This window comes from Ralstonia pickettii, from assembly GCF_000607165.1.
GTDB lineage: Bacteria > Pseudomonadota > Gammaproteobacteria > Burkholderiales > Burkholderiaceae > Ralstonia > Ralstonia holmesii.
The window spans coordinates 964,620-979,216 of sequence record NZ_JFZG01000024.1; the positions used below are offsets into that span (position 1 = coordinate 964,620).

11 protein-coding genes and 1 riboswitch are annotated in these 14,597 nt (G+C 64.3%); of the genes, 3 read left to right on the forward strand and 8 right to left on the reverse strand.

What is annotated here, in order from left to right; all coding sequences use genetic code 11:
* Positions 1-69 precede the first annotated feature (69 nt).
* Positions 70-1,800, forward strand: coding sequence for a gamma-glutamyltransferase (gene ggt / locus BG83_RS0121885; protein ID WP_024978736.1), 1,731 nt, complete (start codon positions 70-72; stop codon positions 1,798-1,800).
* A 78-nt stretch (positions 1,801-1,878) separates the two neighbouring features.
* On the opposite strand, the gene BG83_RS0121890 is transcribed toward ggt, so the two are convergent.
* The 5 genes from BG83_RS0121890 to BG83_RS0121910 all read right to left on the reverse strand — a co-directional run bounded on the left by BG83_RS0121890 (position 1,879) and on the right by BG83_RS0121910 (position 7,474).
* Entirely contained in the window at positions 1,879-2,952 is a 1,074-nt protein-coding gene (locus BG83_RS0121890; RefSeq protein ID WP_024978737.1) for a 4-hydroxyphenylpyruvate dioxygenase family protein, read from the reverse strand.
* Positions 2,953-3,033: 81 nt separating this feature from the next.
* Positions 3,034-4,224 carry an MFS transporter gene (locus BG83_RS0121895; RefSeq protein ID WP_024978738.1) on the reverse strand — a complete coding sequence of 397 codons (1,191 nt, stop codon included), beginning with the start codon at positions 4,222-4,224 and terminating at the stop codon, positions 3,034-3,036.
* A 4-nt stretch (positions 4,225-4,228) separates the two neighbouring features.
* Positions 4,229-5,062, reverse strand: a complete 834-nt coding sequence (locus tag BG83_RS0121900) for a shikimate dehydrogenase family protein (protein ID WP_024978739.1) — start codon at positions 5,060-5,062, stop codon at positions 4,229-4,231.
* 18 nt (positions 5,063-5,080) lie between these two features.
* Positions 5,081-6,466, reverse strand: coding sequence for an MFS transporter (locus BG83_RS0121905; protein WP_024978740.1), 1,386 nt, complete (start codon positions 6,464-6,466; stop codon positions 5,081-5,083).
* Between the two features lie 240 nt (positions 6,467-6,706).
* A complete protein-coding gene (locus tag BG83_RS0121910; RefSeq protein ID WP_009240699.1) occupies positions 6,707-7,474 on the reverse strand; it encodes an IclR family transcriptional regulator domain-containing protein in 768 nt (255 codons plus the stop codon).
* A gap of 131 nt (positions 7,475-7,605) precedes the next feature.
* On the opposite strand from BG83_RS0121910, the gene BG83_RS0121915 reads away from it, so the two are divergent.
* On the forward strand, positions 7,606-9,492 hold the full coding sequence (locus BG83_RS0121915; protein WP_024978741.1) for a bifunctional sugar phosphate isomerase/epimerase/4-hydroxyphenylpyruvate dioxygenase family protein: 1,887 nt from the start codon (positions 7,606-7,608) through the stop codon (positions 9,490-9,492).
* A gap of 121 nt (positions 9,493-9,613) precedes the next feature.
* Positions 9,614-10,678, forward strand: coding sequence for a porin (locus tag BG83_RS0121920; protein WP_024978742.1), 1,065 nt, complete (start codon positions 9,614-9,616; stop codon positions 10,676-10,678).
* 58 nt (positions 10,679-10,736) lie between these two features.
* Here the strand turns inward: BG83_RS0121920 and BG83_RS0121925 are convergent, their stop codons facing one another.
* From BG83_RS0121925 to BG83_RS0121935, 3 genes are all read right to left on the reverse strand, one after another.
* The gene (locus BG83_RS0121925; RefSeq protein WP_024978743.1) at positions 10,737-11,990 is read right to left on the reverse strand and encodes a D-amino acid dehydrogenase; all 1,254 of its coding nucleotides are present in this window, start codon (positions 11,988-11,990) and stop codon (positions 10,737-10,739) included.
* 145 nt (positions 11,991-12,135) lie between these two features.
* Positions 12,136-12,241, reverse strand: a riboswitch (glycine riboswitch).
* A 64-nt stretch (positions 12,242-12,305) separates the two neighbouring features.
* Complete coding sequence (eutC, locus tag BG83_RS0121930) at positions 12,306-13,097, reverse strand: ethanolamine ammonia-lyase subunit EutC (RefSeq protein WP_024978744.1); 792 nt, start codon at positions 13,095-13,097, stop codon at positions 12,306-12,308.
* 20 nt (positions 13,098-13,117) lie between these two features.
* The gene (locus tag BG83_RS0121935) at positions 13,118-14,500 is read right to left on the reverse strand and encodes an ethanolamine ammonia-lyase subunit EutB (RefSeq protein ID WP_024978745.1); all 1,383 of its coding nucleotides are present in this window, start codon (positions 14,498-14,500) and stop codon (positions 13,118-13,120) included.
* Between the last annotated feature and the right edge of the window lie 97 nt (positions 14,501-14,597).

Consider the following 14,597-nt stretch of genomic DNA (forward strand, 5'->3'; position numbering starts at 1 on the left):
ATAAGGTTCGCGCGCCATAACACGTACGCTGGCACGACCGGCGTCCTTGAAGGTACCAAAGGAGCTCCTATGCAGAATCCAAGAACAGGCATGCGGTGGATCGCCGCTGCAATCGCATCGATCAGCATCACGACCGTCGCACACGCGGCATCCGTCGCACCCGTGGCCGCAGAAAACGGCATGGTCGTTGCGGCACAGCATCTGGCCAGCAAGGTCGGTGTGGAAGTGCTCAAGCGCGGCGGCAATGCGGTGGATGCCGCAGTGGCCGTGGGTTACGCGCTGGCCGTGGTCTATCCGGCAGCCGGCAACCTGGGCGGCGGTGGTTTCATGACGATCCAACTGGCCGATGGCCGCAAGACCTTCCTCGACTTCCGTGAAGTCGCGCCGAAGGGTGCCACCGCCAACATGTACCTCGACAAGGACGGCAACGTCATCAAGGGTGCGTCCACCAAGGGCCACTTGGCCGTGGGTGTGCCGGGCACCGTGTCCGGCATGGAGTATGCGCGCCAGAAGTACGGCACCATGCAACGCGCTGCACTGATCGCGCCGGCCATCACGCTGGCCGACAAGGGCTTCGTCCTCGATCAGGGCGATGTCGACATGCTGCACACCTCCACCAAGGACTTCCAGGAAGACGCCGCATCGGGCGCGATCTTCCTGAACAAGGGGCAGCCGTTCCAGGTGGGCGAGAAGCTCGTCCAGCATGACTTGGCCAAGACGCTGCGCGAGATCAGCAACAAGGGCACCGACGGCTTCTACAAGGGCTGGGTCGGGCAGGCCATTGCTGCATCGAGCAAGGCCGGTGGTGGCCTGATCACGCAAGAAGATCTGGTCAGCTACAAAACGCGCGAACTGGCGCCGGTCGAGTGCGACTACCGTGGCTATCACGTGGTGTCGGCACCTCCTCCGAGTTCAGGCGGCGTGGTCATCTGCGAAATGCTGAACATCCTGGAAGGCTATCCGCTCAAGGACCTGGGCTGGCATTCCGCGCAGGCCACGCATTACCAGATCGAAGCCATGCGCCACGCCTATGTGGACCGCAACAGCTACCTGGGCGACCCGGACTTCGTGAAGAACCCGCTGGACCGCCTGCTGAGCAAGGACTATGCGGCCAAGATTCGCGCTGTGATCGACCCGAAGAAGGCGGGTGTGTCGAAGGACATCAAGCCGGGCGTCGAGCCGCATGAGGGCAGCAATACCACGCACTACTCGATTGCCGACAAGTACGGCAACGCCGTGTCGGTCACGTACACGCTCAACGACTGGTTTGGTGCGAAGGTGACGGCCGCCAAGACGGGCGTGGTCCTGAACGATGAAATGGACGACTTCACCGCCAAGGTCGGCGTGCCTAACCTGTACGGCCTGGTGCAGGGCGAGGCCAACTCGATTGCCCCGGGCAAGCGTCCGCTGTCGTCGATGAGCCCGACCATCGTCACCAAGGACGGCAAGCCCGTCATGGTGGTGGGCACGCCGGGCGGCAGCCGCATCATCACAGCCGTCATGCTGACCATGATCAACGCGATCGACTACGGCATGAACGTGCAGGAAGCCGTCGACATGCCGCGCTTCCACCAGCAATGGCTGCCGGACGTGACCAACGTCGAGCCGTACGCGCTGTCGGAAGATACGCGCAAGATCCTGACGTCGATGGGCCACAACCTGGGGGCGCCGCAGCCGGCCAACCACCTGGCGGCGATCATCGTCGGGGCGCCGTCGCTGGGCGGCAAGCCGGTCGGCAACAACCGCTTCTATGGCGCGAATGATCCGCGTCGCAACACTGGGCTGGCAGCCGGTTATTGATCGGCATTGCAGCACCCGCAGCACGAAAAAAAGCCCGCCGAAACTTGGCGGGCTTTTTTCTTGGCGACGTTTTCCGGGTCAGGCCGCCGCAGTCAACACCGGCAGATTGCCCTCGCCAAAGCCGTGGTGCCCGCGCCGCTGCACGATCTCGAAAAAGATCTCGCCTGGATGGCGCTTGACGAAGGTTTGCAGGAACAGTTTGGGCACGCCGTCGACGATCTCGCCGTCGACCAGGATGCCGTATCGGCGCAAGGCTTCCAGGTCCAATCCGTGACGGGGCAGGCGCGCGTCGACGGTGTCGTAGTAGTGTGCCGGGGGCTCGACGAAGGTGAGGCCGTTGGCGGCCAGCGCGGCGGCTGTGCGCAGGATGTCGTCGGTGGCCAGCGCAATGTGCTGCACGCCTTCGCCGGGGTGGTCGGGCAGGTAGGCGTGCATGAGGTGCGCGCGGTGCGTGCCTTCTTCATAGAGCGGAATTCGGATCATGCCGCACGACGACACCATCACGCGGGAATCCGCCGCGACGTGCCAGTTGGCATGCAGCTCGTGGATTTCGCTGAAGCCGAGCTGGTTGCGGTAGAAGTCGATCCAATCCTGCAGACGGCCAGCGCCGACGGTTTGCGTCAGGTGGTCGACCCGCGCCAGCCCAACGCCGGCGTGGTGCCAGTCCTCAAGCGCGGTTGCTGCATCCAGCGGCCGGAAGTCGATGTCGTAGATGGAGATGTCACCCAGGCCGCCCTTGGCGCCGTGCTTGCCGCGCCAGCGGTCGACAAAATACAGATGCGTGTCGCCTACGCCTTGGATGGCCGGGATCACCAGTTCGCTCGGGCCGATCGGCTCGGCTTCGGCCGGCCATGCACCCAGTTCGACGGCGCGGTCGTAGGCGTGATGCGCATCGTCAACGCGGATGCCGATGGCGCAGATACCCACGCCATATTCCTCAGCCCAGCGGTGCGCGAAGGAATCGGCTTCGGCGTTGACGAGGAAGTTCATGTCGCCTTGCCGGTACAGCGTGACGTCCTTGCTTACGTGCCGCGCGATGGCCTTGAAGCCGAGCGATGCGAACACCTGGCCGAGCGCAGCCGGCGCTTGCGTGGCGAACTCGATGAACTCCAAGCCGGCGGTCTTGAATGGCAGGTCGGCGTTGCGGCTCATGGTCAAACTCCTGTGGCTGAAGCAAAGAATGCGGACACCGCATTGTGTACCACGCGGGTGGCAATGCGCATCCCGCAGTCGCTATGCGGCAGCTCTTTGTGGATCCGGCTGGCTCTGCAGCTTCGGTAGCCAAAGGAAGGCGATGGACGCCAGCACGGCGCCGGCAAGCATCATCGGCGCCACCATGGGCCAGGCACCGAGGCTGTGCGATGTGTCGTCAAACGCTGCCGCGGTCTGCCCGAGGCAGAAGGCTGCCAGCATCATGATGAAGCCTGACCATGACACCGCCCGCCCTGCAAGATGCGGCAACTCGCCCACCGCGCCTGCCTGGCCGCAAGGCTGGTGGATGCCGTGGCCCATGCAATAGACGCCATGCCCGAGCAGCAGTGGCCACGCCTGCCCGGGAAGCAGCCAGCAGCCCAATCCCTGAATGCAGGCGCCCAACAGGCTGAGCATTGCGCCTTGCTGCACAGTCCGCACGAGGCTCTGGCGGCGCAGCAGGCGCCGGCAACCGGTCGTACTCACGATATAGACGAGCGAGCCGCCGGCCGGTATCCAGCCATAAAGCTCGGGTGACAGGCCGAGGTATGCGATATAGACCATCGGCGAAAGCAGCAGAAAGCAGAAGATGCCGGCGTAGGTCGTGGCCGCCAGCAGGCCCCAGACGCGAAAGTCCGCGCTGGCGAAGATCTCGCGCATGCTGCCCGCCTGGGCGTGTGTCTCTTGCCGGGTTTCGGCAAAGCCGTACCAGCACATCGCCCACAGCACGATTGCATAGAAGCTCATGCCCGCCAGCACCCACCGCCAGCCTGCGTGTTGCGCGACAAAGGCACCGAGAATCGGTGCCATCAACGCCACGAAACCCAGGCCCGTGAGGCCGCGTGCCATGACGTGCGGACCATCGCGCGCCGGGTGCAGATCGCGCACGGCGGCGCGTGCGCACACCAGGATGGCGGCCATCGAGAAACCCTGCAGGGCGCGTGCGGCGGTCAACATGGAAGCGGTTATCGCCAGCGCGCCGGCCAGTGCAGCCATGGCATAGCACGCGAGCCCGAGCAACAGCACCTGGCGGCGGCCAAAACGATCGGCAAGGCTGCCCATCGGCAGTTGCCCAATGCCAAAGGCCAGCGCGAAGACCGTGAGGCTCGCGCTGGCCGATCCCAGCGTCTGGGCAATGGCGGGCAGGGCGGGAAGATAACTGTCGGTCGCAACCGGTTGCGCCGATAGCAGCAACGGCAGCAGCAGGGCAAAGCTCAGGGGGCGACGCGTCATCGGCTCAGTATGCAATGGCCGCGCTGCGCCGCAGCTCATCTGCGGTGGCGGTGCCGAAGCCGAAGAACTCCAGATACGCGGGAATCATCTCGAACAGCATGTCGGTGCCGACCTGGACATCGCAGCCCTTGTCGAGCGCCGCGCGCAACAGCGGCGTGTACTCGGATTTCATGACCACCTCGCCGACAAAGCAGCTCGGCGCGATGCGTGCCACGTCGAAGGGCAGCGGATCGTCTTCCTTCATGCCGACCGGCGTGGCGTTGACGACCACATCGAAGCCGTCCGGATCATTCGACCCGGTGCGCACCACCAGCGCGGGATAGTGCTCGCGCAGACGCCGTCCCAACGATTCAGCGGATTCTGCGCGCGTGTCATACAGAGCCAACTCGCCGACACCCGCAGCCGCCAGCGACGCGGCAATCGCCGAGCCGACACCGCCGGCCCCCGAGAGCAGCACACGCGCCCCTTCCAGTTTGCGCCCCTTGCGCAGCACGCCGCGCACGAAGCCGGCACCGTCGAACTGGTCGCCCAGCAACGTGCCGTCATCGCGCTTGAGCACCGCATTGCAGGCGCCCGCGATGCGCACGGCGGGCGTGACTTCGTCGACCAGATCCACCGTGGTGACCTTGTGCGGCATGGTGATCAGCGCGCCACGCAGGTTGGTAAAGCGGCAGATCGATTCGAAGCTCTGCGCGTAATCCTCTGCCTTGACCCCCATGGGCACCACAACGGCGTCGATGCCTTTTTGCTCGAACCAGGGGTTGTAGATCATCGGCGACTTGAACGTCTCGGTCGGGTAGCCGATGTGGGCGATGAGGGTGGTTTTTCCAGAAATCATGGTTCAGGCGTGCGTGTTTCAGGCGGCCAAGGCTCCGGCCCGCTGGCGGGCATATTCGGCCTTGTCGACGGGTTGGGCGGCTGGCTGGCCCAGGTCGTCCATATGGATGCGGTAGGTCTCGCGTGCGGTCATGGCGGCCACGGCGGCAATCACCGTTACGCCAAAGGCAATGGCGCCCACGGTCAGCCAGATGTTGGTGGCGCCCGGCGGAGCCACGGCGGTGAAGAGGGCCGGCAGCATGGCAGTGATAGCCGTGCCGACGTTCTGCGAAATCGCCATGGCCGACACACGAGTACGCGTCGGGAACAACTCCGGATAGAAGCTCGGGAACACCGCGTTGTAGCCTTGGTAGACCACGCCCCACATCAGAATCGAGATGACGAAGGCGAGCGGCACGTTCTTGATGCTGATGGCGTACAGGTAGGCAAACGCGAGCAGGCCAGCGAGCAGCGAACCGATCACGATCGGCGGCTTGCGGCCGATGCGGTCGGACAGGTCGCCAACATACGGAATGACGAGCACCGCAACGATGTTGCCCACCACCGGAATCCACAGGTAGATGTCTTGGGCAAAGCCGATGCCGTAAGCCGGCTGCACCGCATAGGCCGCGCCAAAGATGGTCGCCACCACCGGAATCACGTTCATCAGCGCCATGCATACCACGCGCAGCATGTCGGGTGTGCTGTATTTGAAGGCGTCGATCACGGGCGAGCGTGGGCGGCCTTGTTGCTGTTGCTCAGCGGTAAATGCGGGGGTTTCGTGCACTTCGCGGCGGATGACGTAGCCGGCGATGATGACGACGAAGCTCAACACGAACGGAATGCGCCAGCCCCAGGCGTTGAACTGGTCGGCGGGCATGTAGTGCGCCAGCGGTAGGAACACGGCCGCCGCCAGGATCTGCCCGGCCTGCACGCCTTGCAGCGTGAAACTTGCAAAGAACCCGCGCCGGCCAAACGGTGCGTGCTCCAGGATCATCGAGCTGGCGCCAGAGATTTCACCGGCCACGGCAAAGCCTTGGATCAGGCGCATGATGACCAGCAGTGTCGGCGCCCACAGGCCGACTTGGTCATACGTGGGCAGCAGGCCCACGGCAATGGTCGAAAAACCCATCAGGAACATGCACCAGAGCAGCACGTTCTTGCGCCCATGCGTGTCGCCCAGATGGCCCAGCACGAACGCGCCGATTGGCCGCGCGATATAACCGACGCCGTACGTCGCCAGCGAGGCGATGATGGCCGTCTTCGGGTCGCCTTTGGGGAAGAAGATCTGCGGAAAGATCAGCGCCGCTGCGGTGGCGTAGATGAAGAAGTCGTAGTACTCGAGCGCCGAGCCGATCCAGCCGCTGGCGGCGGCTTTCTTCGACTGGTGCTTGCCCAGGGGCTCGTGGGCAGGGGCTGCGGTCATGGTTGTCTCCGGTTTTATCTGTGCGGCCTATCGTGCAACTCGTGCGATTCGTTCGATGAAGGGCCGTCTGTACACGCAACGCAGCGTAGTCCGCCGCCCGGGCAGGGCACAAGCGACTGCCGATTGAATTCGTTCGATAATCGCACAACGTGGTGCGAATAACGTACGACTCAAGGGTTTCTCCGAGTTCATCGGTCTGTCAAAGCGTGAGGTCTTGGTGCAACGGTCGTGCGCGGCGCGCTACAGCACACGCATGATCGAAAGCGCTGTGTCCTGCAGCACCTGCAGCACGCGCTGCAAGGCGTGCTCCGTTGTTTCTTCACCGACTTGCATGTTCACGCTCAACGCGGCGATCACGTTGCCGTGCCGATCCCGCAGCGGTACCGCCACGCCGCGCACGCCAATCTGCAATTGCTGTTCGACCACGGCGTAATCCTGCCGGCCCGCCTTGCGGATTTCATCGAACAGGCGGTCCCGCTGCAGGATGGTGTACGGCGTGTAGGGTGTCAGCACGCAGGTCTCCAGCCATGCCTTGACCTTCTGCTCGGGTTGCGCGGCCAGCATCATCACGCCGGCTGATGCGAGCGGCGCCGGCACGCGCGCACCCAGTACGAAGCCCGTGCTCATGACTCGGCTGGTGCTGGTGCGCGAAATGAAGACGAGCTCCCAATCATCCAGCACGCTGAGGTACGCCACCTCGCCCACGGCGGCGGTCACCTGCTGCAGGAAGGGCTGCACCGTGCGCGGCAGGCGCGCCGAATCGAAGTACGACCAGCCCACCTTCAGCACGCGCGGCGTCAGGCTGAACAGCGTGCCTTCGCTGGTGAGGTAGCCGAGGTGTTCGAGCGTCAGCAGGTAGCGGCGCGCGGCCGTGCGGGTGAGGCCGGTCAACTCGGCAGCCTGGGTGGGCGTCAGGCGCGGGTGCTCGTGGTCGAACGCCTCCAGGATGGCGAGCCCTTTTTCCAGCCCAGCGATCCAGTCGCGCCGGTTCAGCGGTTCCTTCGTCATGGCGATAACCCTAAAAACGAGCGATATGTGCGCACGATTGTACGATCATCGCACGTTGTTGCGCGAATGCCGCTTGTGAATGCATGGTGCGCCCACCTACGCTGCGGGCATCGTCAGACCAACGCATTGCCATGAATTCGCCCCGCGCAGCGCGCCATCCCAAATGCATCGCCACCGTGTGCCTGTCCGGCACGCTGCCTGAAAAGCTGGAAGCCGCGGCCGCCGCGGGCTTTGACGGTGTCGAGATCTTCGAAAACGACCTGTTGAATTTCGACGGATCGCCGGCGCGCGTGCGGCAAATGGCGGCGGACCTTGGGCTGGCGATCATGCTGTACCAGCCCTTCCGCGATTTCGAGGCAATGCCCGGCGAACTGCTCGCACGCAATCTGGCGCGCGCCGAGCGCAAGTTCGACGTGATGGCCGAATTGGGCGTCGACACGGTACTGGTCTGCAGCAACGTGCAGGACATCGCCATCGACGACCCGGCGCGCGCGGCAGACGATCTGCGCCAGATGGCGGAAGCAGCGGCACGGCGCGGGCTGCGCGTGGGCTATGAGGCACTGGCCTGGGGGCGGCACACGCGGACCTGGCGCCAGGCGTGGCAGATCGTGCGGCAGGCTGACCACCCGGCGCTCGGGCTGATTCTCGACAGCTTCCATACGCTGTCGCTGGGCGACACGCTGGATGGCATTCACGACGTGCCGGCAGACAAGCTCTTCTTCGTGCAATTTGCAGATGCCCCAAAGTTGTCGATGGACGTACTGTCCTGGAGCCGGCATCACCGTAACTTCCCGGGGCAGGGTGACCTTCCGGTGACGGACTTTGCGCGCGACTTGCTTGCTGCGGGCTATACCGGGCCCTTGTCGCTCGAAGTCTTCAACGACGAATTCCGCTCTGCACCGGCGCGGCTCACGGCACTGGACGGCATGCGTTCGCTGCGCTGGCTGGAGTCCGAAGCTGGTGGTGCGGAACTGCCCGCGGCAGCTCAATTTGAAGGCGTGGATTTCCTGGAGTTTGCCGTGGATGCAGCGGCAGGACGGGAACTTGAAACGCGCCTGCGTGCGCTGGGTTTTATCCTTGCGGGGCACCATCGCTCCAAGGCGGTTGACCTGTATCGGCAAGGTGGCGTCAACGTGATCCTGAACATGGAGCAGGACAGCGCGGCGTCGGAACACTTTCAGCTGCATGGGCCGTCTGTCTGTGCGATCGGCCTGAAGGTGGACGATGCCGAGCGCGCCATGGCACGCGCACGTGAGCTGTGTGCCCAGGAGTGGCGCGGGCCCGTGGGGCCGACTGAGCGCAGCATTCCCGCGCTGCGCGCACCCGATGGCACGCTGCTCTATCTGATCGACGATCGCCATGCCGATCGCAGCATCTACGAGAGCGATTTTGTCTTGCATCCTGGCATGCAAGACGGTGCAGCAGGTTGGGCATCGATTGACCACGTTGCGCAGGCGCTGCCGGCGCACCGGCTCGACAGCTTCGTGCTGTTCTACCGGGCCATCTTTGGCATGCACGCCGAAGCTGTACAGGAGATTGCCGACCCGTACGGCCTCGTGAAAAGCCGGGCGATGGTGAGTCCGGACCGCAACGTGCGGATTCCACTCAACGTATCGGAAAGCGGGCGCACGGCCACGGGCAGGTTCATCACCGCCTACGCGGGCTCGGGGGTGCATCACATTGCATTCCGCACTGAGCGGCTGTTCGAGACCATTGAGGCCATCGACCGTGGCGCGGCCCGCCTGCAGCACGTTCCCGAGAACTATTACGACGACGTTGCCGCCCGGCTTGGTCTGGATGAAGCGCTGCTAAACCGCCTGCATGACGATGGTCTTCTCTACGACCGCGACCCGCACGGCGATTTTCTGCACGCCTACACCGAGCCCTTTCGCGAGCGCTTCTTCTTCGAGCTTGTCCAGCGCAACGGCTACCTGGGCTACGGCGCAGCAAACGCTGCCGTGCGCATGGCTGTGCAGGCACAACTGAGCCGCGGCACCACCACTTCGGCTGACCACTGAGACACGAGAATTTTTGCGCTCACGGTTGTGCGGCCGTGGGTGCTATCCACGCAACACCACGGCTGCGCGTGCGGCCGTCGCACATCCATACCCATCACACCAAAGAGGAGACAAGGGAGCCATGAACAAGACAATGATTGCCGCACTGGTGCTCGGAGCCACGAGCCTGCCAGCGGCAGCGCAAACCGCAGGCGGTGTCACGCTCTACGGGCTGATCGACACCACCATCCGCTACAGCACGCACGAAAATGCGGCGGGCAGCAGCAATCTGCAGATGATGGACGGCGTGCTGACCGGTAGCCGCTGGGGCTTGCGCGGCACGGAAGACCTGGGCGGCGGCACCAAGGCCATGTTCATCCTGGAATCGGGCTTCTTCCCCGATACCGGCGGCAGCCAGCAGGGCGGGCGCCTGTTCGGACGCACCGCGGTGGTCGGCCTCGAAGGCGACTACGGCAAGCTTTACCTCGGTCGGCAATACACGCTGGCGCACGAGGTCTTGTCTTCGTACGAGGCGATGGCGTTTGCCAACAACTCCATCGTTGGCTATCAGGGCGGCAACTACACCGGCCTGCGCTACGACAACACGGTCAAATACATCAAGTCGTTCGGCGGGCTGCAGCTTGCGGGCGCCTGGACCTTTGGCGAGGCTGCGGGCAGCTTCAGCAAGAGTTCGGCTGGCGCCGGCTCGATCGTCTACAGCATGGGGTCGGCTGAAGTGGGCGCGGTGTACCAGGTCACGCGCGATGTGTCATCGGCGTTCTTCGGCGCGGTGCCGGCGGCGCTCGCCAGCAAGCAGACGGTCTGGGGTTTTGGCGGCAAGCTCGATACCTCGATTGCCACGTGGTACCTGGGCTATACGAACAGCCGCCTCGACGTGGCCGACTACAAGAACCAGGCCGCCTATGTGGGCGCGAAAGTACCGATCTCCGGCGCACTGAGTTTCATCGGCACCGTGCAGTACGACTGGATGAAGCACCTCGATGCCAGCGGCAAGCGCCTGACCACCGCCGGTATGCTCGACTACGCTCTCAGCAAGCGCACTGACGTCTACGCCGAAGTTGATTACACCCGCCTGCAAGGCGCCTGGATTGCACTGAACAGCGCGGCCACGTTCAACAACTCGGGCAACACGTATGGCAACAACTCGCGCCTGGGCGTCATGCTGGGCGTGCGGCACAAGTTCTGATCGCTTTGATCATGAAAAAGCCCGCCAGAGCCTCGGCGGGCTTTTTCCTTTGTTGCGATCAATGCACCGGGCAGTCGCGCGCGATCACGTCACCCACCATTGCGGCGGTGGCGCCGGATAGCGTCCAGCCGAGATGTCCGTGGCCTGTGTTGTAGAACACGCGCCCATGCCGCCCACGGCCGACGCGCGGCATCATGTCCGGCATCATCGGGCGCAAGCCCGCCCACGGCACCACGCGCGACGTGCCAATCGCAAAGTTGCGGCGCGTCCAGGCCACCAGGGGTTCGATGCGATCCGCGCGGATATCGCGGTTGTAACCGTTGAACTCGGCCGTGCCGGCCACGCGGAAGCGGCCGGTGCCAAGTCGGCTGGTCACGATCTTCGCGCTCTCATCGAGCAGGCTGACCCACGGCGCGCCTTGCATGCTGGCTTCATCGTCCAGGTGCACCGTGATGGAATACCCCTTGACCGGATACACGTTGATGCGATCGCCAACCATTTGTGCGATATGCCGGCTGCCCACGCCCGCGCACACGACCATCGCGTCGGCGGCAAGGTCCTGCACGACGTTCGCCTCTCTGGTGGAAAGGCGGTCATCCAGCGTGGTTTGCAGCAGGAGACGAACGCCGTGCTCTGTGGTTTGCACATCGCGCACGTCCACACCTTGCAGGAAGCGCACGCCGCGCTTTTCGCAGGCCTGCGCGAGGCCGCGCGTGAACTTGTGGATGTCGCCGGTGGCGTCGGACTCGGTGAAATAACCGCCGTAGTAGTTGCCCCGCAGTGTGGGCTCGATGGCGGCAATGTCTTCCGGGCTCACGGCGTGGCGCTCAAGCCCCCCGGCGATGAGCAGGGCGTTGGCCTTGCCTGCGGCCGCAAAGCTCGCCTTGTCGTGATAGACGTGCAGAATGCCGCGCTTCTGCAGGTCGAAATCGATCTGCTCCCGTTCGGCCATCGCAAACAGATGCTTGCGGGCCTCGATGGCCATGCGCGTGGTTTCGATAGTGTTGCGGCGGTAGTGCGCGATGCTGGCCACGAACTCGCCGATCCACGAATACTTATGCCAGGACGGCTTGGGATTGAGCAGGAGCGGGGCGTCGTTGCGCAGCATCCATTTGATGCCCTTGAGCAGCGTGCCGGTGCTGTTCCAGACTTCAGCGTTGCTGGCGGAAAGCTGCCCGCCGTTGGCGAACGAGGTTTCCATGGCCGGATACAAGTGGCGGTCGAGCACCGTGACCTGATAGCCGAGTTGCGAGAGCGTGTAAGCAGTGGTGACGCCGGATATACCGGCGCCGACGATGACGATGTGCGTCATGGCGGTCCCTATGGAGTGATGTCATGACCGGACGATCCGGTCGGCTCACCCCATCTGTCTTGGGACCTGAGAGCTTGGGCGCCAGCAGCGGTGGCGCCTTCCCCTTCGGTGGGCGCACGCGTGCACGCCTCTCTCCAGATTCGCAGTCGACGCCACAGTCCTTTTGCCTGAGAGTTTCCGGGGTGGTTGCTCCATCGGCGCCGGGCGTTGTGCGTGTGTGCGTTGAGCCCGGTCTCTCCTGCGGCGTGTTGCAGCTGTCGTTGGTGCGTCAGCCGCGCCTGCGTGCTGCCGGTGTGGGCAGCGGGACGGAGTGTGTCACGGGTTGTGACGTTCGGCAAGTCGGGCTGTCCCGGGGGCAACGGATGGCGTGTCGTCCTTCAGGTCCACGCCACTGCGGCCGAGCGCCAGCGCGCCTTTGAGCAGGAACACCAGCCGGGTCGCTGCCTGGTCATAGGTCAGGCCGGCCGGCCGAACATTCGAGATGCAGTTACGCTGCGCATCGGAGCACCCAACGCGCGGCGCGTAGGTCAGGTAAATGCCTAGGCTGTCTGGCGAACTCAACCCGGGCCGCTCACCGATCAGCATCACCACCTGCCGCGCGCCAAGCAGCGAACCGATCTCATCGCCCAGCGCCACACGAGACTGCGCGGCGATGACCACGGGGCCGATCGACCAGTCGCGCGGCAGACGCTCGCGCACGCAGCACAGGAGCGGCACGCCGTGGCTTTGCGCCGCCAATGCGGAAAGCCCGTCAGCAATCACAAAGACAACGTCGAAGGGTTGCGCTGGCCGCAACGCGCCGAGTTTTGCGCGGCTGGCATCGTCAAGCCGGCGGCCAAGATCGGGACGGCGCAGATACTGGGCGCGATCGGCTGCCGCGCTGTGCACGGTCAACGCCGTGAAGCCCGCCTGTTCAAGCGCGGCCGCCACTGCAGCGATATCGAGCGGCAAGTGCACGGCATCGCGCGCCTGGGCATGCGCCACGCCAAACGCGAGCACGGCGTCGGTCGTCTGGCTGTTGCCGGCGCGGCCCAACGCAATACGTGCGTCGGTGAAGGCGCGCAGGTGTGTCCACGGATTCGGCTGAACGAGCGTGTGTTTCGGCATGTGCGGATATCCAAAGGGGTTCACAGCGCGTGGGCCAACTGCAGCAGCGGCTGCCGCGCCGTGGCGTCTTGCAGGCGCCCAGCGGTGTCGACAATACCCATGCTTTGCAGCCACGCCTCAAACTCCGGCGCCGGCCGCAGGCCCAGCGTGTCGCGCAGATAGAGTGCGTCATGAAACGACGTGCTCTGGTAGTTCAGCATGATGTCGTCGGCGCCCGGCACGCCCATGATGAAGTGGATGCCGGCCACGCCAAACAGGGTGAGCAGCGTATCCATGTCGTCCTGATCGGCTTCGGCGTGGTTGGTGTAGCAGACGTCGCAGCCCATGGGCAGGCCCATCAGCTTGCCGCAGAAGTGGTCTTCCAGCCCGGCGCGGATGATCTGCTTGCCGTCGTAGAGATACTCCGGCCCGATAAAACCGACCACCGTGTTGACCAGCAACGGCGAGAACGCCCGCGCCACCGCATAAGCACGCGCCTCCATGGTTTGCTGATCGACGCCGTGATGCGCATTGGCCGACAACGCGCTGCCCTGGCCGGTCTCGAAATACATCACGTTATTGCCGACCGTACCGCGCTCAAGGGCCTGCGCGGCGTCATGCGCCTCGGCCAGCAAGGCAAGACTGATGCCGAATCCCGCGTTGGCCTGTTCGCTGCCCGCCACCGACTGAAATACCAAGTCCACCGGCGCGCCCTGGTCAATGGCGCGCAGTGTGTTCGTCACGTGGGTCAGCACGCACGACTGCGTGGGAATGGCGTAACGATTGCGCAGTTCATCGACCAATTGCAGCAGCGAGACGATCGCGCCGAGATTATCGCCCGCAGGGTTGATGCCGATGGTCGCATCGCCGCAGCCATAGAGCAGGCCATCGATGATCGACGCGGCAATACCTTTGGGGTCGTCCGTCGGGTGGTTGGGTTGGAGCCGGACCGACAACCGGCCGGGCAGCCCGATGGTGTTGCGAAAGCGCGTGACCACGCGGCACTTGCGGGCGACGGCGATCAGATCCTGATTGCGCATCAGCTTGCTGACCGCGGCAGCCATTTCGGGCGTGATACCGGGCGCGACGTTTGCCAGTGTCTGGCTGTCCGTCTCATGCAGGAGCAGCCAGTTACGAAATTCGCCCACCGTCAGCGAGGCAATCGGCTGAAAGGCCTGCACGTCGTGCCGATCAAGAATCAGGCGCGTGACCTCGTCTTTCTCATAGGGCACCAGCGCTTCGTTAAGGAACGCCGACAGCGGCACGTCTGCCAGCGCCATGCGCGCGGCCATGCGTTCGCCTTCGCTGGCAGCGGCCAGGCCCGCCAGATAGTCGCCGGAACGCGCCGGGCTGGCTTTGGCCAGGAGCGTCTTGAGATCGTTGAACACATAGCGCTGCGCGCCAATGGTCTGAGCGAAGTGCATGATGGGATACGCGGAAGAGTCCAATGACGGTGACGGCGGTGTCTATCCTGCCACTTTAGTTGCCTTACATGCCACGACGGCAATGTTCTAATACGCG

Excerpts from the sequence above, each read along its gene's own strand:
- ggt (WP_024978736.1), top strand. The coding sequence starts at position 70 with ATGCAGAATCCAAGAACAGGCATGCGGTGGATCGCCGCTGCAATCGCA.
- BG83_RS0121890 (WP_024978737.1), bottom strand. The coding sequence starts at position 2,952 with ATGAGCCGCAACGCCGACCTGCCATTCAAGACCGCCGGCTTGGAGTTC.
- BG83_RS0121895 (WP_024978738.1), bottom strand. The coding sequence starts at position 4,224 with ATGACGCGTCGCCCCCTGAGCTTTGCCCTGCTGCTGCCGTTGCTGCTA.
- BG83_RS0121900 (WP_024978739.1), bottom strand. The coding sequence starts at position 5,062 with ATGATTTCTGGAAAAACCACCCTCATCGCCCACATCGGCTACCCGACC.
- BG83_RS0121905 (WP_024978740.1), bottom strand. The coding sequence starts at position 6,466 with ATGACCGCAGCCCCTGCCCACGAGCCCCTGGGCAAGCACCAGTCGAAG.
- BG83_RS0121910 (WP_009240699.1), bottom strand. The coding sequence starts at position 7,474 with ATGACGAAGGAACCGCTGAACCGGCGCGACTGGATCGCTGGGCTGGAA.
- BG83_RS0121915 (WP_024978741.1), top strand. The coding sequence starts at position 7,606 with ATGAATTCGCCCCGCGCAGCGCGCCATCCCAAATGCATCGCCACCGTG.
- BG83_RS0121920 (WP_024978742.1), top strand. The coding sequence starts at position 9,614 with ATGAACAAGACAATGATTGCCGCACTGGTGCTCGGAGCCACGAGCCTG.
- BG83_RS0121925 (WP_024978743.1), bottom strand. The coding sequence starts at position 11,990 with ATGACGCACATCGTCATCGTCGGCGCCGGTATATCCGGCGTCACCACT.
- eutC (WP_024978744.1), bottom strand. The coding sequence starts at position 13,097 with ATGCCGAAACACACGCTCGTTCAGCCGAATCCGTGGACACACCTGCGC.
- BG83_RS0121935 (WP_024978745.1), bottom strand. The coding sequence starts at position 14,500 with ATGCACTTCGCTCAGACCATTGGCGCGCAGCGCTATGTGTTCAACGAT.